The 21,585-nt window shown below is 46.0% G+C and carries 17 protein-coding genes; 9 read left to right on the plus strand and 8 right to left on the minus strand.

Annotation, left to right across the window (positions count from 1 at the left end; translation table 11 throughout):
* The first annotated feature begins 24 nt into the window (after positions 1–24).
* From H70737_RS28305 to H70737_RS28315, 3 genes are read left to right on the plus strand one after another with little or no spacing between them, the layout of a single operon-like run.
* Positions 25–921, plus strand: a complete 897-nt coding sequence (locus H70737_RS28305) for a LysR family transcriptional regulator (RefSeq protein ID WP_042192709.1) — start codon at positions 25–27, stop codon at positions 919–921.
* Between the two features lie 2 nt (positions 922–923).
* Positions 924–1,898, plus strand: a complete 975-nt coding sequence (locus H70737_RS28310) for an aldo/keto reductase (protein WP_042192711.1) — start codon at positions 924–926, stop codon at positions 1,896–1,898.
* 32 nt (positions 1,899–1,930) lie between these two features.
* Positions 1,931–3,322, plus strand: coding sequence for an aldehyde dehydrogenase (locus tag H70737_RS28315; RefSeq protein ID WP_042192713.1), 1,392 nt, complete (start codon positions 1,931–1,933; stop codon positions 3,320–3,322).
* A 61-nt stretch (positions 3,323–3,383) separates the two neighbouring features.
* Here H70737_RS28315 and pgmB read toward each other — a convergent pair whose 3' ends face one another.
* The 5 genes from pgmB to H70737_RS28340 all read right to left on the minus strand — a co-directional run bounded on the left by pgmB (position 3,384) and on the right by H70737_RS28340 (position 11,541).
* Positions 3,384–6,389: a beta-phosphoglucomutase gene (gene pgmB, locus H70737_RS28320; RefSeq protein WP_081951236.1), complete on the minus strand. Its 3,006-nt coding sequence runs from the start codon at positions 6,387–6,389 to the stop codon at positions 3,384–3,386.
* 74 nt (positions 6,390–6,463) lie between these two features.
* Positions 6,464–7,555 carry a carbohydrate ABC transporter permease gene (locus H70737_RS28325; protein WP_042192715.1) on the minus strand — a complete coding sequence of 364 codons (1,092 nt, stop codon included), beginning with the start codon at positions 7,553–7,555 and terminating at the stop codon, positions 6,464–6,466.
* Entirely contained in the window at positions 7,555–8,643 is a 1,089-nt protein-coding gene (locus H70737_RS28330) for a carbohydrate ABC transporter permease (RefSeq protein WP_042194677.1), read from the minus strand. Before H70737_RS28330 ends, H70737_RS28325 begins: the two co-directional genes overlap by 1 nt.
* Before the next feature lie 136 nt (positions 8,644–8,779).
* Positions 8,780–10,204 (minus strand): ABC transporter substrate-binding protein, encoded by a 1,425-nt coding sequence (locus H70737_RS28335; RefSeq protein WP_042194681.1) that lies wholly within the window; start codon positions 10,202–10,204, stop codon positions 8,780–8,782.
* A 332-nt stretch (positions 10,205–10,536) separates the two neighbouring features.
* Positions 10,537–11,541, minus strand: a complete 1,005-nt coding sequence (locus H70737_RS28340) for a LacI family DNA-binding transcriptional regulator (RefSeq protein WP_042192717.1) — start codon at positions 11,539–11,541, stop codon at positions 10,537–10,539.
* Positions 11,542–11,797: 256 nt separating this feature from the next.
* Between H70737_RS28340 and H70737_RS28345 the strand changes: the two genes are divergently transcribed.
* From H70737_RS28345 to pepT, 4 genes are all read left to right on the plus strand, one after another.
* Positions 11,798–12,811, plus strand: coding sequence for an LLM class flavin-dependent oxidoreductase (locus tag H70737_RS28345; RefSeq protein WP_081951237.1), 1,014 nt, complete (start codon positions 11,798–11,800; stop codon positions 12,809–12,811).
* A gap of 475 nt (positions 12,812–13,286) precedes the next feature.
* Entirely contained in the window at positions 13,287–14,336 is a 1,050-nt protein-coding gene (locus tag H70737_RS30915; RefSeq protein ID WP_042192721.1) for a hypothetical protein, read from the plus strand.
* A gap of 31 nt (positions 14,337–14,367) precedes the next feature.
* Positions 14,368–15,021, plus strand: a complete 654-nt coding sequence (locus tag H70737_RS28355; protein ID WP_052404454.1) for a sortase — start codon at positions 14,368–14,370, stop codon at positions 15,019–15,021.
* Positions 15,022–15,117: 96 nt separating this feature from the next.
* Positions 15,118–16,350: a peptidase T gene (pepT, locus tag H70737_RS28360; RefSeq protein ID WP_042192723.1), complete on the plus strand. Its 1,233-nt coding sequence runs from the start codon at positions 15,118–15,120 to the stop codon at positions 16,348–16,350.
* A gap of 95 nt (positions 16,351–16,445) precedes the next feature.
* On the opposite strand, the gene H70737_RS28365 is transcribed toward pepT, so the two are convergent.
* The 3 genes from H70737_RS28365 to hxlA all read right to left on the minus strand — a co-directional run bounded on the left by H70737_RS28365 (position 16,446) and on the right by hxlA (position 18,106).
* Positions 16,446–16,823, minus strand: coding sequence for a winged helix-turn-helix transcriptional regulator (locus H70737_RS28365; RefSeq protein WP_036682121.1), 378 nt, complete (start codon positions 16,821–16,823; stop codon positions 16,446–16,448).
* 85 nt (positions 16,824–16,908) lie between these two features.
* Positions 16,909–17,466, minus strand: coding sequence for a 6-phospho-3-hexuloisomerase (gene hxlB / locus H70737_RS28370; protein WP_042192725.1), 558 nt, complete (start codon positions 17,464–17,466; stop codon positions 16,909–16,911).
* Between the two features lie 7 nt (positions 17,467–17,473).
* Positions 17,474–18,106 carry a 3-hexulose-6-phosphate synthase gene (gene hxlA / locus H70737_RS28375; protein WP_042192727.1) on the minus strand — a complete coding sequence of 211 codons (633 nt, stop codon included), beginning with the start codon at positions 18,104–18,106 and terminating at the stop codon, positions 17,474–17,476.
* Positions 18,107–18,369: 263 nt separating this feature from the next.
* Here hxlA and H70737_RS28380 point away from each other — a divergent pair, with 263 nt between their 5' ends.
* Both H70737_RS28380 and H70737_RS28385 read left to right on the plus strand, forming a co-directional pair.
* Positions 18,370–19,761 carry an MATE family efflux transporter gene (locus tag H70737_RS28380; protein ID WP_042192729.1) on the plus strand — a complete coding sequence of 464 codons (1,392 nt, stop codon included), beginning with the start codon at positions 18,370–18,372 and terminating at the stop codon, positions 19,759–19,761.
* A 147-nt stretch (positions 19,762–19,908) separates the two neighbouring features.
* A complete protein-coding gene (locus H70737_RS28385) occupies positions 19,909–21,585 on the plus strand; it encodes a GAF domain-containing sensor histidine kinase (RefSeq protein WP_042192731.1) in 1,677 nt (558 codons plus the stop codon).

The following is a 21,585-nucleotide window of genomic DNA, read 5'->3' on the forward strand; positions in this document are numbered from 1 at the left end:
CATAAGGGGCATATCATATTTGTTATGAACAATAATCAAATTCGTTTGTTCGTCAAAATCGCGGAAAGCGGTAGTTTTACCAAAGCTGGTGTAGAACTGAATATGACCCAACCTGCTGTCAGTCGAGCAATTTCCTCTTTAGAAGCCGAACTGGATGTAAAGCTATTACTCCGAGATCGACGGAACGGTCTAATGCTTACTGACATCGGCAAGCGTATCCTTGTTATTTTTCGTGAAATTCTAATGGGCTTTGATAAGGTCAATCAGGAGATTTCCGCCGAGAGGGGGCTTGAGAAGGGAAGCATTCGAATTGGGGCTTTTCCAGTGGCTTCCGCCTATTTTTTACCGAAGATTATTAGCTCTATCACTGAAAGATATCCGAATATTACGATTAGCCTGCAGGAGGGCTCTATCGCCGAAGTCAGAGAATGGCTGGAATCCAAAGAAATTGATGTTGGCTTATTGCTCGCTCCTTGCGAGGCGTTCGAAACCATCCCACTATATAGAGAAAAGCTGTACGCTGTAATCAGAAATGACCATCCTTTGCACGAGCGTTCTGTCATAGGTGTTAGAGAATTAGCCGGTGAGCCTATGCTGATCTGTAAAGCAGGTTATGAACCACCGGTGGTAGATTTATTCCGCAGAAGCAGCAGCTATCTGAATGTGAAATATGTGGTTAATAACTATGCAACAGCTCTTAATATGGTTCAAGAGGGGCTGGCTGTAGGTGTGATGTCTGAGCTATCCTTGTTATCTTTACCTCCAAATGTAGTAACCCGTGAACTGCAGCCCGACGCCTATAGAGATATACATATCGCAGTCAGCTCGCTTACCGATACTTCCATAGCTGTAAAGATGTTCATGGATACAGCTCTGGATCTTTTTACTAAGCCTAAAAAAATGGATGATGAGGAGTGCTGAAGATGAACTTTAAAAGACTTGGAAATAGCGGACTACAAGTATCCGCATTGGGACTGGGGACAAATGCTTTTGGTAAAAGGGCGGATCAAGAGACCTCCATTCAGATCGTACATACTGCGCTGGATCATGGCATTAACTTTATCGATACCGCTAATATTTACGCCGGCTCCGAATCTGAACGAATCATCGGTCTGGCCTTGGAAAGTAGAAGACATGAGGCTGTTCTCGCCACTAAAGCAGGCTTAGTTAAGCATGACGGACCTAACGGAAGCGGCTCCTCGAGGCGCCATTTGATGCAGGAATTAGAAGATAGTCTTCGCCGCCTAAAAACGGACTATGTCGATCTATACCAGATTCACACCTTCGATCCCAATACGCCACTCGAAGAGACGTTACGGACCCTGGACGATATGGTATCTTCGGGCAAAGTACGCTATATCGGGGCTTCCAACTATACAGCATGGCAATTAATGAAGGCGATTGGAATTAGTGAGGCACGGAGCTTCGCCAAATATATTTCAATTCAGTGTAGCTATTCCTTAGCAGATCGGACCCCGGAGAATGAGCTTCTCTCCCTTTGTCTTGATCAAGGTGTAGGGATTATTCCTTATTTTCCACTGGCGGGCGGAATTCTCACAGGCAAATATAATTCAAACGGTTCCGCACCTTCAGGGTCCAGAGCAGATACCGATCCTAATTTCAAAAGATTCCTGAATCATGAACGGATCGAACTGGGGAACAAAGTGGGACAGATCGCTGAAGAACTGGGAACCTCTTCTACTGCACTTTCCTTAGCTTGGCTCATGAATCGTCCTGCCGTCTCGACAGTTATTGTGGGGGCTACACGCGTGGAGCAGCTGGAACAGAATTTGCATAGCACCTCCATTCAGCTTAACGAAGAAACAGTGAGCAAGCTGGATGAGGCAAGTGATTCCTTCCGCTTTGGCGAGCCTTTCGCTTTTTATCGGCTCCCATAGTCTGAACTACTATAATGAAGGAGGGGAGTATTATGACAACACATACAACGGCTAGTATTCAAGTGATGCTTGAAGAGCATAAGGACTTTTTCAATCGTGGCGCAACTAAAGAGGTTGCCTTTCGGCTTAGTCAGCTTCAGAAACTCAAAGACAGCATTAAACGATACGAGGTTCGCATTATCACTGCCTTACAACAGGATTTAGGAAAAAGTGAGTTCGAGGCTTATGCCACAGAGATTGGCTTCACCTTGGACAGCCTCGGTTACATGATGAAGCATCTCAGACGTTGGGCGAAGCCCGTAAAGGTTAGATCACCACTGCATTTATTTCCTGCGAAGAGTTATATCTTAAGTGAACCTTACGGTACCGTGCTCATTATAGGTCCTTTTAATTATCCATTTCAGTTGCTGATCGAACCGCTTATAGGCGCCATTGCCGCTGGAAACTGCGCTGTCCTCAAGCCATCGGAGAGCACACCAGCCATTACGGCTGTTATAGAGCAGCTCATTCAGGAGACCTTCGAACCCCAGTATATTCGCGTAGTTCAGGGGGAGAAAGAGACCACCAATCTGCTGATCCATGCCAAGTTTGATTATATTTTCTTCACGGGCAGTGTTCCGGTCGGTAAAATCGTGATGGAAGCCGCTGCGAAGAATCTAGTGCCTGTAACCTTGGAGCTTGGCGGGAAAAGTCCGGTCATTGTCGACACATCAGCCAATCTTGATGTTGCAGCGAAGCGAATCGTATGGGGAAAATTATTAAATGCCGGTCAAACCTGTATCGCCCCCGATTATTTGCTCGTTCATAAGGACATTGCTAATGAATTGATCACCAAAATCAAACATCAGATTACTGAATTCTACGGTCAAAATGCGCAGCCGAATACAGATTATGGCCGGATCGTAAATGAGCGCCAGCTGCAAAGACTCGCCAGTCTCATTGAACGGGATCGGGAAAAGGTGGTTATGGGCGGAACCGTCATTTCAGAAGAACGTTATATTGAACCTACACTAATCTATCCTGCCGCTTGGACTGACGCTTCTATGGAAGATGAGATCTTCGGTCCGATCCTACCCATATTGGAATATCATCAATTGGATGAAGCTATCCGGAGTATTAACGAGCACCCAAAACCACTTGCACTTTATCTATTCACAGAGGATAAAAATGTTGAACAAGAGGTGCTTTCCCGAGTCTCTTTCGGAGGAGGCTGCATCAATGATACGATCTCGCATGTGGCGAACGCTAGCTTGCCGTTTGGTGGGGTAGGCAACTCTGGAATCGGCGGTTATCACGGGAAGCACAGCTTTGAAGTCTTTTCCCACCGCAAAAGCATCGTTAAAAGAGGCACACGAATCGACCTCGGGATTGTGTACCCACCCTATGGGAATAAGATCAAGCTTGTACGAAAAGTATTAAAATAGACAAAGCAGCAAGCCTCCCATGACTGGGAGGCTTGATACTTTTCAGAGGAACCACTTTTCATTATTTGAACAGCTGTACCAATTCCTCTACATGTAACTCCGCGGTAGAAGGAAACCAGAGCTCAGCACTCTCTTTCAAGGATGGACTTCCGGCTCCAACGGACCTCATACCAGCGGCTTTGATGGCAGCTATCCCCTCCGCTGTATCTTCGATAGCTACGCAGCAGTCAGGTGATATGCCCAGCATCTCGGTAACCTGTAAATAAATTTCCGGATCTGGCTTGCCCATACGGATGTTTTTAGGGTCAGCAATCGCCTGAAACAAGCGCCCGATCTTCAATCGTTCAAGAATCAGCATTGCATTCTCATTAACGGAAGCCAGTCCGACAGGGATTCGCTTTTTCTTCAAATCGGTCAGAAGACTATGGATACCCGGGTGCAAATCATCCGGTGTCATTTGTTGAATCAGCTGTTTATACTTTTCGTTCTTTTTGTTGCAGAGCATTCCTTTTACCGGTTGGGGTAAATTCAGACCGCTTCCCTCCAGTAGAATCTCTAAACATTCCATTCGACTATGGCCCTTCAGACGTACATGCTTCTCTCTATCAAAAGAAATCGCCAGCTCATCGGCTAAGGCTTTCCAGGCCAGATAATGATACTCACTAGAATCGGTAATAATCCCGTCCAGCTCGAAAATAACAGCTTCAAGCTGCTTCACATTTGAAAGAGACACCGGCTTCTTTACAGTTAACTGCACAAGGCTCCCTTTATGTAGAATTTCAACCACTTCACCTGTCAGTAGTGTATAGATCACTACCTTACTATCAACATAAATATCCAATAAATGCCCACCGCTTGTTATTTTAAACCGATAGCTGTCCCATTGTGCTGGCAAGGCAGGATTAAAGGATAGCATACCGCCACATAAGCGCATCCCACCAAACCCATTCACAATCGACAGCCAAGATCCTGCCATAGCAGCAGTATGCAGCCCGTCCTTCACATTGCGGTTAATATCATCTAAATCCATCCGTACCGTGCGGTCAAAATAGGCGTACGCCCCCGCTAAATCACCAATCTCAGCAGAAATAATACTGTGAATGCACGGTGACAAAGAAGAATCATGTGTCGTTAGCGGCTCATAGTAATTGTAATTGCGGATCTTGTCCGCCAAGCTGAACTGATCACCTAACAGAAACATGGCCATCACCAGATCTGCCTGTTTGAGCACCTGATGACGGTAAATCACCAACGGATGGTAATGAAGCAGAAGTGGATATTTATCCGCTGGCGTATGTTCAAAGTCCCACTTCTTCTTAGTCAGAAACGTATCATCCTGAGCATAGATGCCAAGCTCATCATCAAAAGGGACATACATTTTTTCTGCGGCGACCAGCCAATCACCAGGCTCTTCCTCAGTCAGACCAATCTTGCCCTTCAGACGTTCAAAATGCTCCGGATACTGCTTTCCTAACAGTCTGGCTATCTCATATGCATAATAGAGTTGATCCCGTACCATAAGATTAGTGTATGCATTATTGTTAACGATAGCTGTATACTCATCTGGACCCGTTACTGCGTCAATACAGAACGCACCCTCCCTGGCTGGATTAAAATGACCCAGATCCACCCAAAAGCGGGAGGTCTCGAAAATCATTTCCGCCCCCTCCAGGACCAGAAACTCATAATCGCCAGTTGCCCGCACATACTGTTTAATGGCATAGGCAATATCCGCGTTAATATGCATTTGTGCTGTTCCTGCCGGAAAATAGGAAGAGTTCTCAGCCCCGTCTATGGTGCGCCAAGGATACAGTGCTCCCTTCTGAGACATGACTGCTGCCCGTTCCCGTGCCTTATCTAACGTAGCATAACGAAACTCGAGTAGCTTCCGGCTAATCTCCGGCTGTGTAAATGTAAAGAAGGGTATCATATACATCTCGGTATCCCAGAAATAGTGACCTTCGTACCCTTCACCCGTCAGGCCCTTGGCCCCGATGTTCGTAACCCCGTCACGTCCTACGGATTGCAGCAATTGAAAAGCATTAAACCGGATACCCTGTTGAAGCGCAAGATCGCCCTGAATCTCTACATCGGTATGTGCCCAGAAATGATCCAGAAAAGCCCGTTGTTCATGAACAAGAGCCTCAAACCCACAATTCTCCGCCAAACGTTGTACTTCTAAGCACCTGCTCAACAGCTCGTCTTCTATATAATCCTTAGAAGTGTGATACGAAATGTACTTGGTCAGAGAGATTCTTTCCCCCATCACCACTGGTACAACCCATTGCATGGATAATCGCTGATTTTCTAGCCGCAGGAGCTTTTCATATCCAGAGCTACAATTCAGACTGTGGCTAATCCCTGTTAAAAGAGCAAACCCGGTATGCCGCGTCCTCTGTTTCATCCACAAAAAGGACTGCTCGAGCTCATGACCGGTTTCGACTAGCAGCAAGTTGGGTTCCTTACTCCCTGATCCCAGCCGGGGGTCATCCGTGACCTCCGGCCTTTGGATCTCACCATCGATCGATGAAGTAATCGTTAGGGTTCCCTCAAAATTCAATGCCTTGACCTCGTAATCTATGGCCGCTAAATGTTTATGCTGCATGGCCACCATCCGACGAATGTTCAGCTGTACCCTGTGTCCGGCAGGAGATTCCCATTCTACCTGCCGATGCAAGATCCCATTTCGCATATCCAGCTTCCGTTCATAACGGTGCACTTGCCCACTGTTCAACTGAAAGGTATGACCTTCAATGCTGAGTTCAATAATCTTGGCGTCCGTCACGTTCAGCATAGCTTGGTTGCGGGAAGGATACCCATAAGCTCCCTCTGGATACACAATAGGCTCGGAATCAAAAAATCCATTCAAGTAGTTCCCTATTACAGATGAGCCCGAGTGGCCATGGTAACCTTCCTCGAAATTACCGCGCATGCCAATGTATCCATTACCCAGAGCAAATACACTTTCGCTTCTTTGATTGTTCTCTTCATCATAAGTCTCCTCATCAAGACTCCACTCCCGGTAAGGATACACCGCAGCCGGATGTACGTATGGTTTCATCTTCATCTCTCTATGCTCCTCCTGACACAGTTTTGTTCAATTAGCTATACTTTATCCTTATAATTCCTGCAATGTTCAAATCAACCTTTTAATGATCCACCCATAAGCCCTCTGACGAAATACTTTTGCAGCAGGAAAAAAATCGCGAGCGGCATCAGCATGGAGATAAATGCAGCCGAGGTGAGTAAATGCCAGTCGTTGCCTCGTGAGCCTACTAAGTCGGCGATCTTCATCGACATGACCTGCACTGACGGTTGATTGCCGATAAAAATCAGCGAGACTAAATAGTCATTCCACACCCATAGGAATTGAAAGATTCCGATAGAAGCCAGTGCGGGCACAGATAACGGTAGAATCAGCCTACTGAAAATAGTAAAATGGCTCGCCCCATCCATAAAAGCTGACTCAAACAAATCCTTAGGAAGCTGACTGATAAAGTTATACATAAAGTAGGTAACCAGCGGTAATCCAAAGGCCGTATGCGCCAGCCAAATGCCCAAGTAACTTCCGTTCAGTCCAAGAGCCGTATAATCTTTAAGCACTGGAATAAGTGCCACTTGTATTGGAATAACGAGCATTGCGATAATGATGACAAAAAGCGTGCGGCGTCCAGGAAAACGTAGCCAAGCAAAAGCATAGGCGGCAAAAGAAGCGATCAACACCGGAATGACCGTCGCCGGAACAGCAATCGTCAGTGTATTCCAGAAGGCCTGCGACAATCCGGTACCCTTTTGCACCGTTTCACTGCCATCAGCTTGCTTGAGCTTGTATTCCTTGCCCGAGAGCACATTATTGTAGTTATCCAATGTGAGATCCGGTGTCATTTTCCAGCCTTGTTCCTGTTGATTTATGGTACGCGCTCTGCGGTTCTCCCACATCAAACGACTGCCATCGGCCTTCACGCCTGCCTTCAGCTGCTCATCGGTATAGGTTTTACCGTTTACCTCGATCGGCTCCCGCAGATCCACATCCTTCGATAGCTGAAGGGTCTCTCCAGCCTTCCACTCCTGATGGGGGAAAGCTTTCCACCATCCAGTCTGCAGAATATCGGCAGCCGGACGGAAGGAGGAAATGAACAGCCCAAGGGTCGGAAGCAACCAAATGAAACAAATCACACCCAGCACGATATTAACAATCGTCTTGCTGCCTTTTCTCTTCTTTTTCCCGGCCATTAGAATCCCCCTTGCTTACGGAACTGACGTAGATTGATTATGATCACAGGCAACACCGCGATCAGCAGAACAATAGCCAGCGTGGAGCCGTAACCGAAATTCCGGTACATAAAGAATTGGCGGTAAAACTGTGTAGCCACTACCTCTGTATCGTATTGACCTCCTGTCATCACCATGACGACGTCAAATATTTTCAATGTAAAGACGATAATGGTCGTTGTCACAGTCAGAATGGTTGCTGAAATGTAGGGGATCATGATTCCAAAGAAGATCTTCACCTCATTAGCACCATCCACTCGTGCAGCTTCCAATATGTCGTCAGGAACTCCCTTAATAGCTGCCGAGAATATCACCATCGCAAATCCGGTCTGCATCCAGATCAGAATGATGATGAGGAAAAAGTTATTCCACGGCTGAAGCATACTCGTCCATGCCTGTGGTTCTCCCCCAAAATAAGTAACGATGGCGTTCAAAAGTCCAATTTGTTCATCGCCGGGTTGATAGTAATATACAAACTTCCAAATAACGCCTGCGGCTACAAAAGAAATAGCCATCGGCATAAAAATGATCGATTTAGCTAGCTTCTCATAGCTGCTTCTGTCGGCAAGAATTGCAATCAAGAGCCCAAAAGCTACACATGCCAGTGTACCAACGAATACCCAAAGTAAGTTGTTACGCAGTGCCGTCGCCATTAGATGGTCGCTAAAGATCGCTGCATAGTTGCTGAGACCTACAAATTTCTCTGAAGAAGCATTGAAAAAGCTTAAATACAGCGTCCGCAGCGCAGGCAGCACCAATAGCCACCCCAATATAATCACTGCCGGACCAATAAAAATATAAGGCAATACCTTTCGGCGTACGTAATCAGGATATTGCTCGACTGCCCAGGTAAGTGTGTAATAGATCAGATAAACACCCAGAACCCCCCATAGAACAGCCAGAACCGCCGTTAGTAGCGGGTTTAGCGTTGAATCCCGAAAGAATAAAAAGATCGAGCCATTAACAACAACATTGGCTATTAATACTAAAAGAGACAGCAATACCGCCCTAAGGCTTACCGTCTGCTTGGCTTTTAATTGTGGCTTCATTTGTGGTTGTAGTTGTGATTGTCCACCCATATTAGCTCCAGCTCCTCCTATACTCACGCTTTGGAAAACAAAAAGAGGGGCAGAGAACCTTCAAATCTCACTGCCCCTCTTTTAACTGTGTGCTTTCAATATTAGGTTAGTTGTTCCAGCCAGACTGGATTTGTTCCAACGCCTGATCCAGCGTCGCAGTACCACTTACGTAGTCGGTCATCCCCTTCCAGAAGGTACCTGCGCCCACTTTGCCCGGCATCAGGTCAGAGCCATCAAAGCGCAGCGTGGAAGCATCCTGAACCAGCTTCGCCATCCGGCGATCGGATTCTGAGGTATACCAATCCAGGGAAGCATCATTCATTGGAGCAATTACGCCGCCCGATTGCACCCAGGTCTTAATGGATTCTCCTGTAGTAAAGAATTCCATAACTGCACGAACTTCAGGACGATCGTTGAACATCGCGTAAATATCGCCAGCAACTAGCACTGGTTTACCATATTGAGGATCAATAGGCGGCAGGTAGAACCAATCATAATCTACATCAACCTTTGCGGTTTCAGGGAAGAAGCTTGTAATAAAGTTGCCGAGCATATTAAACCATGCTTTAGGAGGATTATTGAACATTGGTGCTGGGGCATCCCCGAACGATGTCGTCACGATGGATTTTGCACCACCATAGACATAATCCTTGTTGAGCCAAATTTTCGACATGGTTTCAACTGCATTCTTCACTTCTGGAGAGGTAAATGGCAGCTCACCTTTTACCCATTTATCGTAGTTCTCAGGTGTAGTTGTGCGCAGCATTATGTTTTCTACCCAGTCTGTTGCCGGCCAGCCTGTTGCAGCACCACTCTCGATTCCAATAGCCCAAGCAGGATCACCATCTTTCGCAATTTGTTCCGTCAGAGCCATCATCTCATCCCATGTCTCAGGAACCTTGTAGCCCGCTTCATCAAATTGCTTTTTTGGATACCAGACCAAGCTCTTTACGTTACTGCGGTTCCAGATCCCCGCCATGATTTTGCCGTCTTTCCCGTCCATATTAGACATATCAAGCCAGCTCTTGTTGTAATTAGCCGTCAATTTGGCTTGATCCAGCACGTTAGTTAAATCGATAACCTTGCCAGTCTTAGCAATCGAGGCTAGCAGTCCCGGCTGCGGGAAATCAGCGATATCCGGAGCATTTCCACCGTCTACTCGAATGTTTATCGTAGCTTCGAACTCTTTTGAGCCCTCGTATTGAATATCAATCCCTGTCTTCTCTTCAAACTCTTTAATACTATTCTCAAATTTCACTTGGTCAGCATCTACGAAGGGGCCGAACATCGTTACTTTAGTTCCTTTATAGTCGCCCTTCATGGCTAGCTCTAGCGGAGATCCCGATGGCTCGGTGCTAGGAGCAGTTGTAGCTTTCTCAGTGTTATCTGCTGTTGGGCTGGTAGTCGCTGCAGGTGGATCTGTAGGCGCTGCATTGTTGTTATTGCCTCCGCCGCATGCGCTCAGCATCATAGTGAAGGATAAACACAGTACTAAAGCCAATGACTTTTTACGTCCTGAGGTTTTCTTCATCTTTTGTACATCCCCTTTAATGGTTTTAGAGATTGCTTCTGACTCAATCATCCGGTACCCTGGCATGTATAAGCAGCTTGTAGCAGATCACCTCCTTGGAAAGCTTTTCAGAATCTAAGGATCTATACTAAAAAAGAATCCAATCACAAATTCCAATTAATTGTAGCGCTTACATTTGTTATAGTATCACATAAAGTAAGCGTTTCCAATCTGTATTTGAAATGTTTTGGTAAAAATTATTTTTATTGTCTAAGCAAATATTCAAATGTTGCTTAAGACAAGCGCTGAATTCTGAAAAGCTTTTCAGAGGGTGGTACAGAAGTGAACTACCCCTATTTTTCTCGTGTAGATTCCCGCACAATCAGCTTATGCTCCATCTTCTCATTCAATACCTGCACTTCACCAGTTGTAAGCAATTCATGCAGCTTCTCGGCCGCACGATACCCTAACTCGTAAATTGGCTGTGCAATCGTAGTTAGCTTCGGGATGAACATACCCGACATCCTTAGATTATCAAACCCAATCACGGATACCTGACCCGGAACAAGAATATTACGATCCTTCAGATAAGAAATCGTCCCCATCGCGAATTCATCAGCCACACAGAAAACAGCAGTTAGTTCAGGGTAATCTGTAAATAGTTCATGCGCAGCTTGATAAGCATGTTCAAACCGGTGACTGGCATATTTACTCTTCACAATATTCTGCTGTAACCCTGACTCTGTTAGTGCTCTTACAAACCCTTCATAGCGTGGTGGTCCTGATACCGAATTATCATGGTAAAAACCAATCATACCAATATCTTTATGACCTAAATCAATCAGGAACTTTACCGCATCATAGGCAGCCGCTTCATCATCCACCTCCACACTTGGAATGTCGAACTCATCGGAATGTGACGACACTAGCACAAATGGAATTCTACAACCGACCAATTTGTCATGATACTCAGGGTAAAGAAAATCACTGGCGAATACAATTCCATCCACCTGCTTCTCATGGAAGTTATCAATATAGGACAGTAGTCGTTCTTTGTCGCGGTCCGTATTGCAGATCATTAGACTATACCCAAGCTTGATGCAAGCATCCTGCATCCCCCGAATCACCCCTGCGAAATACAGGTTCTCAATATCCGGAATAAGCAGGCCCAGTGTAAAGGACTTCTTGTAAATCAGACCACGTGCAAATGAATTAGGTTGATACCGCAATCGTTCTACAGCCTCCATCACTCGATTCCGTTTGCTCTCCACTACCGAATTCGGTGCATTCATAACACGTGACACTGTGCTAATCGACACCTCGGCCATTCTGGCAACATCTCTTATGGTTGGCTTCATAATGATAACTTCCTTTTTTAGGGAACTTTTCGATGTGATTATAGCAAGCCCGATTGGAAATAACAATATATTTTTTGAAGCGCTTACATTATTTTAAAAAATTCATCTTCTCCTCCTCTTTCTTCACTCGGAAGATAAACAACTTACTTAAAGTGTGTATATAGTTTTATTACATGGTATACTATCCGAGTAGCGATATTCGTAGCTACAAATACTGCTCTATGAGCATAGAGCATTTATTATAGGAGGGATAACATTGAAACAACCTCGTGACATTCGATTCTCCGTACTGGACCTGGCTTCTATTGTGGAAGGAGGGACCGCGGCAGACTCTTTTCATAACTCTCTAGATTTAGCTCGGAACGCTGAGAAGTGGGACTATCATCGGTATTGGTTCGCTGAACATCATAATATGATCGGAGTTGCCAGCTCTGCTACCTCACTCTTGATCGGACATATTGCTGGTGGCACCCAAAGTATACGTGTTGGCTCTGGTGGCATTATGCTATCCAACCACGCACCACTTGTTATTGCCGAACAGTTCGGGACTCTCGAATCTCTATATCCGGGACGGATCGATCTTGGACTGGGCAGAGCACCCGGATCTGATCAACCAGCTTCCCGTGCGCTGCGTCGCGGGCTCGGAAGCGATGGCAGTGAATTCCCTGAGCAGCTAAGTGAGCTAAGAGCTTACTTCGACCCTGCAGGAGCAGGATCGCGCCCAGCTGGAGTACGCGCGGTTCCTGGGGAAGGCTTAAATGTTCCCATCTGGCTCTTAGGCTCCAGCGGCTTTAGTGCTGAGCTAGCAGCCAAGCTAGGGTTACCTTTTGCCTTTGCCAGCCATTTTGCACCTGAGTATTTACTTCAGGCGCTGCACATATACCACAGTAATTTCCGTCCATCAGAAGTACTAGACAAACCTTATGTTATGGTCGGACTAGGGGTTACAGCAGCCGATACTGTAGATGAGGCAAGAAAGCTAGCTACCTCGCAGCAGCAGCAGTTCCTCAATATCATCCGCGGGCGTACAGGCAAGTTACAACCACCCGTTGAGAGTATGGATGGGCTATGGACGGTACAAGAAAAAGCAATCATGCTCGATAAGCAGCGTTATTCTTTCTCTGGCGATAAAGCAGCGATTAAAGAACGACTTCAAGACATTCTGAAAGAGACACAAGCAGATGAATTGATTATCTCCGCAGGGATTTATGATCATGAAGCTCGTCTTCGTTCCTATGAAATTGTAGCTGAGGCTATGAAAGAACTGTAAGATTGCAGTCTTAACAAGGCAGGACGTTATCTGAGTATCGGGAATTCTCCCGTTTCAGATATGCGTCTTGCCTTTTTTGTTTTGTTTTCGAAACCGTTCTTAATAAAACACTACTAAGATAGTAAAAAACATAAAAATAAAGAGATATAGAGAGAAATCAACAGATAAAGAGACCATATACTTACTATTTAAGCAAATATGATCTAATTAGTTGTAATACATCATTTTTCTTTGGATATCATTTTGATTATACTTTATATATTCGCTATAACGAACGATTTGTATTTTGGCTATGCCCTCTTTCTCCGTTCATTCAGAGAGATTCCCCCCACAAATGAAAGAGTGGTACTTCACAATACCACTTATTTCGACAATGTAGAATGGAATAATCGTTTAAAACGGAGGATTTTGCCGGAAGCCCGCAGATTTTGTTTTTCAACAGCTACAATGGGCTCAGGAGAAAGGAGCAAAGAAAGTGAAGAAGAAATACCATTCGGTCTTCATAGCTGCTTACGTTCTGATTATTCTGGTAGGAGTAATATGGCACGCTGGAGGGGTAAGCGCTCAGGATACCATTAAGCTTACTGTGAATTCTCATACCACGAGCACAGCCACCATGAACAATATGAAGCCCGGTGACGAAATGAGCTCAGAGTACACGATTATTAATGATGGCACAGAAGGCTTTGATTACTTTGTGGACTTTAAATTCATCTCTGGAGACGTAGAGTTGTACAATATTCTCCAAATGACACTCGAAAAAGAGGGAGTAATCATCTATTCGGGAGTGATGAGTGAGGCTGCTGGCAGAGTAACCATCGGTTCACTTGCTGGAGGAGAGAAGAGTGTAATTCAAATGGATGTAACCTTCCCATGGGAAGCCGGCAACGAATATCAAGGGAAGGCCACGACCGTAGCTTTTGAATTCTCCGCTTCCGGAGAACCAGGTCCAACCACCGAGCCTACTTCAACGCCTACGCCAACAGCGACGGTTGCACCTACACCTGATCCATCACCTACAGCAACAGCAACAGCAACAACTGAACCTACTACAACACCTACTGAAACACCAGCAGCTACACCTGAAGCTTCACCGTCACCTACGGTTGCACCAACCACAACACCTACGGATTCACCAACGACTACTGTCTCACCTACAGCTGTCGTAACACCAGGTCAGTCAGTGCCTCCAACAGCAACAGCAACACCATCGCCTACACCTACGGCTTCACCGCCTGCAGTCGATGAAATAAGCGTTACTGAAGAACCGATTCCAATGGGCGGAAGCAGTAATGAGCCTACACCTGCAGCGTCACCAGGTGCTGGTAGTCAAACCACCAGTGCAACACCTCAGCCAAGCGATGAGGTAGCCTTACCTGACGGCGACATTCCTTTGGGAGCACCAGAGGCAGGCAACGAGCTTCCAAATACCGCCGAGCCTTGGTATAACTTAATTCTGGCCAGCTTAGCTATTGCGGTACTCAGCGTGATCATCATGCGCAGATTGAAATCGAAGAAAGAATAACATTTAGTAATATAAGTCTGGAGGAGAGAGTATGAAGAAGCGTAATGGTGTTTTATTAACCGTGAAGCTAATCTTCATACTCTCTTTAGTTGTGCTGATTTATTCGATCGTCCAAGTCGTCAAAGCACCCATCGAGGCCAAGCAGGCCCTAAATGATTGGGCAAAAAAGAGGGAGGAAGCCATCGCCCGCCCCCTTTCAAATGAAGAGAACCCTCTCCCCAAGGGAATGGTCAGTTCTTCAAAAGAACAACCATCTTCTCCTCCCTCCTATAAAGAGGGTGAAGTGATTGGAGAAATCCGCTTCCCCACCTTAAATAAGAAGGTGGCTATTCTGGAGGGTACGGAAAGCCCTGAATTAAAAAAAGGAGCTGGACACTATATAGGTAGCGCAGCCATCGGTGCCATCGGTAATAGCGTGCTTGCTGGACACCGTGATACCGTCTTCCGCAATCTAGGAGAACTTGTCGCAGGAGATCTAATCGAACTGGAAAGCATGGACGGTACGTTCACCTATGAAGTGACAGGCAGCACGATTGTAGACGGGACTGAACGCGGCGCAATAAAACCAAGCGATAAGGCTATTCTTACCTTGATCACCTGTTATCCTTTTTCATACGTGGGGTCAGCACCGGACCGGTATTTACTTTCAGCGAAGCTAGTAAAGAAAGAAATATCGCCTCATTAAAGCTAATCTTAACTCTTAATCTTCCTCCTCAGGGATGAGACCGGATATGGAAAGTGATACTATATAGATACAACAGTAATGAGGAGATGACCCACAGTGAAAAAAGAGGTTATAGAACGGTTTATTTCGTATGCTCAAATGGATACCCAATCGAACGAGGATAATGAAACTTGTCCGTCCACTCCGGGGCAGATGGTGCTGGCTCACAAGCTGGTCGAAGAGCTCAAGGAGATCGGCATGGATGAAGTGCAGGTGGACGAGCATGGGTATGTCATGGCTACACTCCCAGCCAATACGGAGAAGGATGTTCCGACCATTGGTTTTTTAGCGCATCTCGATACAGCAACTGATTTCACAGGAACAAATGTAAAGCCACAGATCGTGGAGAACTACGATGGCAAAGATATTCTTCTGAACAAAGAATTAAATGTTGTATTGTCTAAAGCGAGCTTCCCAGAGCTGGCAGAATATAAAGGCCATACATTAATTACAACCGATGGTACCACCCTGCTTGGCGCAGACAATAAAGCCGGTATTGCCGAGATTATGACAGCTATGAATTACCTTCTTCAGCATCCAGAAATCAAACATGGCAAGATTAGAGTTGCCTTCACACCGGACGAAGAAATCGGCCGCGGACCTCATAAATTTGACGTAGCTGCTTTTAATGCTTCCTATGCTTACACTGTGGACGGAGGCCCACTCGGTGAACTAGAGTATGAAAGCTTTAATGCTGCATCAGCCAAAATCTCGGTTTACGGCGTCAATGTACATCCTGGTACTGCCAAAGGAAAAATGATTCATTCCGCAAAAATCGCTATGGCGCTCCACCTTAGACTCCCTGCTGAGGAAGCTCCAGAATTCACAGACGGTTATGATGGCTTCTACCACCTTAGCTCCATAGAAGGCACACCGGAATTCAGCAAGCTTCAATATATCATTCGTGACTTCGACCGCGAGAAATTCGAGGCACGTAAAGCCTTTCTTTCTGCCATCGTAGATGAATTCAAGAGCATCCATGGTGAAGAGAACATCGTGCTTGAAATGAAAGACCAATATTACAACATGCGCGAAAAAATCGAACCGGTGCGTCATATTGTCGATATTGCCCATGAGGCGATGGAGAATCTGAACATCACACCGATCATCCGCCCGATTCGCGGGGGAACAGATGGCTCACAGCTTTCCTACATGGGTTTACCTACACCTAATATTTTCACGGGGGGCGAAAATTTCCACGGCAAATTCGAATACGCCTCTGCTGACAACATGGAAAAAGCGGTAAACGTAATCGTCGAGATCGCCAAGCTGTTCGAACAAAAAGCCTAAATCGTAATTCACGTCACTCCATATTGAACACAAAAAATCCCTGAAAAGGTCGATTCAGACCTCTCAGGGATTATTAATGTTCAAAGTCTATTCGATTAGCATCTTTCTTCCGGCGGCGTGTCTTTCCAGATCACGTTTTCCCCGTAATTCTTACCCCAATCATACATCAATCGAAGGACGGGAAGCAGGCTTTGTCCATATGAAGTCAGAGAATACTCTACTTTTGGAGGAACCTCGGCATACACTTTCCGAAGAACCAACTGATCTTCTTCAAGCTCTCGAAGCTGATTGGTCAACATTTTCTGCGTGATATGAGGAATTAGCTTCTTCAGCTCACTGAACCGCTTTGTCCCTTCAAGCCCAAGATGCCACAGGATTATCAGCTTCCATTTGCCTCCGATCACCGCAAGCGTCAGTTCCTTCTCGCAGTTAATTTCCTTCAAATTGATGCGATCTTTAATCTCGGTCGCCATAACTAAAGCGCCTCCTCTCTCCTGTTGTCATACTAACACAAAAACGAATAACCTCCTTACTAGGAAGGCATTCGTTTCTGTACTCTCACTCTAAATTAGCATGCTTGCCGAACATCTGCTTAGTCGTCTGCCCCGTCTTCTCCATCATCCGCAGAATCACTGCATCGTAAAAGACTAACATCGTCTGTTCGAATAAAGAAGCCATTGGCTGAATCGTGCTGTAGCCTCCGCTGGTCTGATCTTTTGTAGATCCCGGCAGCTTCACTACATAGCTCGCTAAACGTCCGACGGTCGAGTCCGGCGCAATCGTAACGGCAATAACCTCTGCACCTACTCCTTTGGCCTTCTCTGCCATAGAGATCAGCCCCTTAGTCTCTCCTGAACCCGAACCGAGCACAAGCACATCACCAGGCTCAATACCCGGAGTTACCGTTTCTCCCACGACGTACGCTTCTTTACCGACATGCATGAGTCGCATTGCAAAAGCTCGTCCCATCAATCCTGATCTACCAGCCCCGGCCACAAATACCTTATTCGACTGAAGAAGCAGTTCAGCCATTCGTTCAGCCTCTTGCTGATCAAGCTGAGAAATGGAGCACTGAAGCTCCTCTATAATTTGCTGCGCATATTTCAATGTGTCCATTGTAATCTTAAGCCTGGTTAACTAGACGTTTCATCTCTGCCGCTGCGGCCTTTTGATCAGCCTCACCCGTAATGCCTCCGCCAACGATAACAAGATCAGGATTCGCTGCAATAACTTCCGGAAGCGTACTTAGCTTGATACCCCCAGCGATAGCGGTTTTAGCCTGTTTAACCACACTTTTAATTGCATTCAAATCTGCAAAAGAATTTTTTCCTTCCGCCTGATGGTCATATCCAGAGTGTACGCAGACATAGTCTACGCCAAGTGCGTCTACTTCAGCCGCTCTTGACTTAATATCTTTTACATTGATCAGATCAACCAGAATCTGTCTATTCGTCTTCTTAGCTTCCTCCACCGCACCTCGAATGGTAGCATCATCAGATACACCAAGCACAGTAACGATATCAGCACCAGCCTCTACCGCCTTCATCACTTCATATCCGCCAGCATCCATGATTTTCAAATCAGCCAATACTGTCAAAGCAGGAAAAGCTTCCTTTATTGCTTTCACCGCATGCAAGCCTTCATTAATAACGATAGGTGTTCCAATTTCAACGATATCTATATATTCAGCAACCTCTGAGACAATCTCTTTCGCTCCCGCAATATCCACTAGATCCAATGCTAATTGCAATTTCATATTTATTTGCACTCCTTGTTAATATATTTTAGTAAGTCATGTACAAATTGTAGATCCTTACATCCTTTAAGGGAAGTAGGCACTTTATTGTGATGTAGTTACCTGGAGGATACTAATGTGCTGCTGCCAGCTTTATCTTTGCAGACATTAACAACCTTTTGTCATATTTTTGTAAAAGTACTGCATTTTCATGAAAGCTGTGCTAACATTACAGTTTGTTTATGGAATAACAGCAATTTAATCATGATGTAAGAAGGTGTACAATGAAGCACAATAATCACCAAGAATTTAACCTTGTAAAACTAACTTGGCCGATATTCCTGGAACTGTTCCTATTTATGCTCATGGGCAGTGTGGATACTTTTATGATCAGCTCCGTATCGGACGATGCCGTATCGGGTGTTGGCGCAGCGAATCAGATTATCGCGATGGCTATTTTAGTTCTCAGTGTAATTGGTAACGGCGCAGCGATTGTAGTCTCCCAATACCTCGGTTCCAAAAAACCTCTGGAAGCCGCTCAAGTGACCGGCAATGCCATTACTCTAAACCTGTTAGTAGGAATTCTCCTAAGTACATTTTTGCTGATATTCGGAGGGACTCTACTAACTGCCCTGAATGTAAAAGGGGACATTCTCGTTTACGCTAAATCCTATATTCATATTGTCGGGGGCGGTATTTTTCTCCAAGCATTAATCAATGCTCTGGCGACCACAATCCGTACGCACGGTTTCACTAAACAGACGATGGTCGTATCCTTGCTGATGAACATCATTCACGTGGTGGGTAACTACTTACTCATCTATGGTCATTTTGGACTTCCAGCGTTAGGTGTCGAAGGTGCAGCTATCTCAACGGTTGTCAGTCGGTTTATCTGTCTTATTATTTTCTTCTTACTGCTCTACAGAGTGATGGAGGTACGGGTAAAGTTAACCTACTACATTCATCTTTCCAAAAAATATGTGCAGCAAATTCTCAAAATCGGCATCCCGTCCGCGTTTGAATCGATTATTTATCAATCTTGTCAGCTCGTATTCACGCTGTATATTACCTATCTGGGCGCCGAGGCTATGGCCACTCGTCAATACGCGCTCAACATTTCCAATTATATTTATTTATTCAGTGTAGCCGTCTCCATGGGAACCTCCATTATCGTAGGACATCTGGTGGGAGCTAGGCGCCCCAAGGAGGCCTATACGCGTGTATTCACCAGTGTGAAGTGGGCACTTCTGGTCACAGTAGTAATAGATGCTCTTGTGATCGTCTTCCGGGTACCACTATTCGGCCTCTTCACAGACAACGAGAACATTATTCTGATGGGGGCTCAGGTTATACTGCTTAGTTTCTTCCTAGAGACCGGGCGCACAACTAATTTGGTCATCATTAACTCACTACGCGCCTCGGGCGATGCGAAGTTCCCAGTATATATGGGACTGATCTCCATGGTCTGCATGAGCTTACCCCTTGGCTATTTTCTGGTATTCCAGCTTAACCTAGGATTAGCCGGTGTGTGGATTGCCACTGCGGCTGATGAGTGGACAAGAGCTGTCATTATGTATTTCCGCTGGAAGAGTCGAGCTTGGGAGAAACATGGACTGATTCAGCACGATGATGTAGAACACAGCGTGCCTTCCACTACCCCTGCAGCTGTAAATTAACGAATTTATTTAGGTGGTTCTCTAAGGTCATACCAGATCTTAAGGGTCCACCTTTTTTGTCGCTTCATGATTACATAAATATTAGAATGAATGAAGCATTCTACGTTACAATAGATAGAACGTAATTAATCTAAAGGGGAGAACCTCATGCCGGAAGAAACCGGAATCCACGAGTTATTGACGCTCAAGACGATTGCGGAGACCTTAAACAGTTCCAATGAGCTCAAACCGATGCTCGATACAGTTATGGGTAAGCTGTTAGATCTAACAGGAAATACGGCAGGCTGGATCTTCCTGAGCGAAGAGAATATGGAGTATGAATTCGCCGCAGATCAAGGTTTACCGCCAGCGCTGCAACGGAACAATAAACAGCCGATGCAGTGTGGAAGCTGCTGGTGCCTAGACCGCCTATGGGACGGACGGCTAGAGCATGCCGTTAACATTCTAAACTGCAAGCGGCTGAGTAATGCCAGGCAATATAACTGGGGCGATACGTTGGGGATCACCCACCACGCCACTATCCCATTGCATTCAGGCGAACGCTACTTAGGGCTTATGAATGTAGCTGCACCAGGCAAAGCACATTACCCCGACAGTGAGCTGGCTCTGCTACAATCCGTAGCCCTGCAAATTGGCAGTGCCATTGAACGCATGCAGTTATATAGCACCGAGCTGCGCCGTGCCAATCTGTACGCCAAATTAGGGGAGTTCAGCGCTGCTTTGAATATAACGGCTAGTGAATGCATCTCCCCAAGCATTCTGGTGGAGAAAACCACCGCCCTGATTGGTCAATATTTCGATTGGCCTTTTGCAGCGATCATTGGACAACACGCGGGCAAATTCGAAGTACATGCAGCCGCTCATGCAGCTAATATAACACCTGAATTAGCTCCTTTTGAGCTCTCGGATTCCTTTAAGAATCGTCTAAGGGACATTGCAAAAGGACAGCGCTTCGCAACATTAACCTCTGACGAAGAACAGGAAATTACGAACTCATGCTGTTCCGAACAGCCTGTTACAGAGCGAGTTGTAATGCTTGCCGTCCCCTTTCGGCAGATTACTGCACATGGTTCAGCCATTCTACTCATCACCTCGCCTAAAGCACTCGCCTCCGCAACCGCAGATGGAGAAGTACTCGAAGCGATTGCCGAGCACATTTCAGCTACACTGGAAAGTGTACAGCTCGGAGAGAAGCGCCGCGAAATCGCGCGTCTGGACGAGCGGAATCGACTGGCCCGTGACCTCCACGACTCGGTGAACCAGATTCTGTTCTCCCTCTCGATGACGGCCAAAGGTGTAGAAAGCATGCTGCAGCAAGAGCACATCTCCCATCCGGCTGCTGAGGCTGTCCGCGATATTCAAGAGCTCTCTCAATCTGCACTCAAAGAAATGCGTGCTTTAATCATGCAGCTTCGTCCTGCAGGACTGGAAGCCGGGTTATTGACCGCGCTGCAGGCTCATGGTCAGCAACTAGGGCTGTTGATACAGACTCAACGCAGCGGTGTACTCGAACTTCCCCGCAATGTGGAAGAAGGACTGCTGCGCATTGGTCAAGAAGCACTTAATAATGTACGTAAGCACTCCGGAGCTTCTAAAGCTGAAGTATCTCTACATTTAAACGCTACCGAGGTGATACTGAGCATTGCCGATCAGGGCAAGGGCGGTGCCAAACGGCGCTGTAACATAGACACCAATGAATCTCTCGGCCTGCATATTATGAAGGAAAGAGCTGAGGCGCTCTACGGCCATATTCATATTTACAGTGAGGAGCACCAAGGCACAACGATTGAGGTAACCATCCCTTTGCCCCTCCAATCCACATGA

Source organism: Paenibacillus sp. FSL H7-0737 (assembly GCF_000758545.1).
Classification (GTDB): Bacteria; Bacillota; Bacilli; order Paenibacillales; family Paenibacillaceae; genus Paenibacillus_AQ.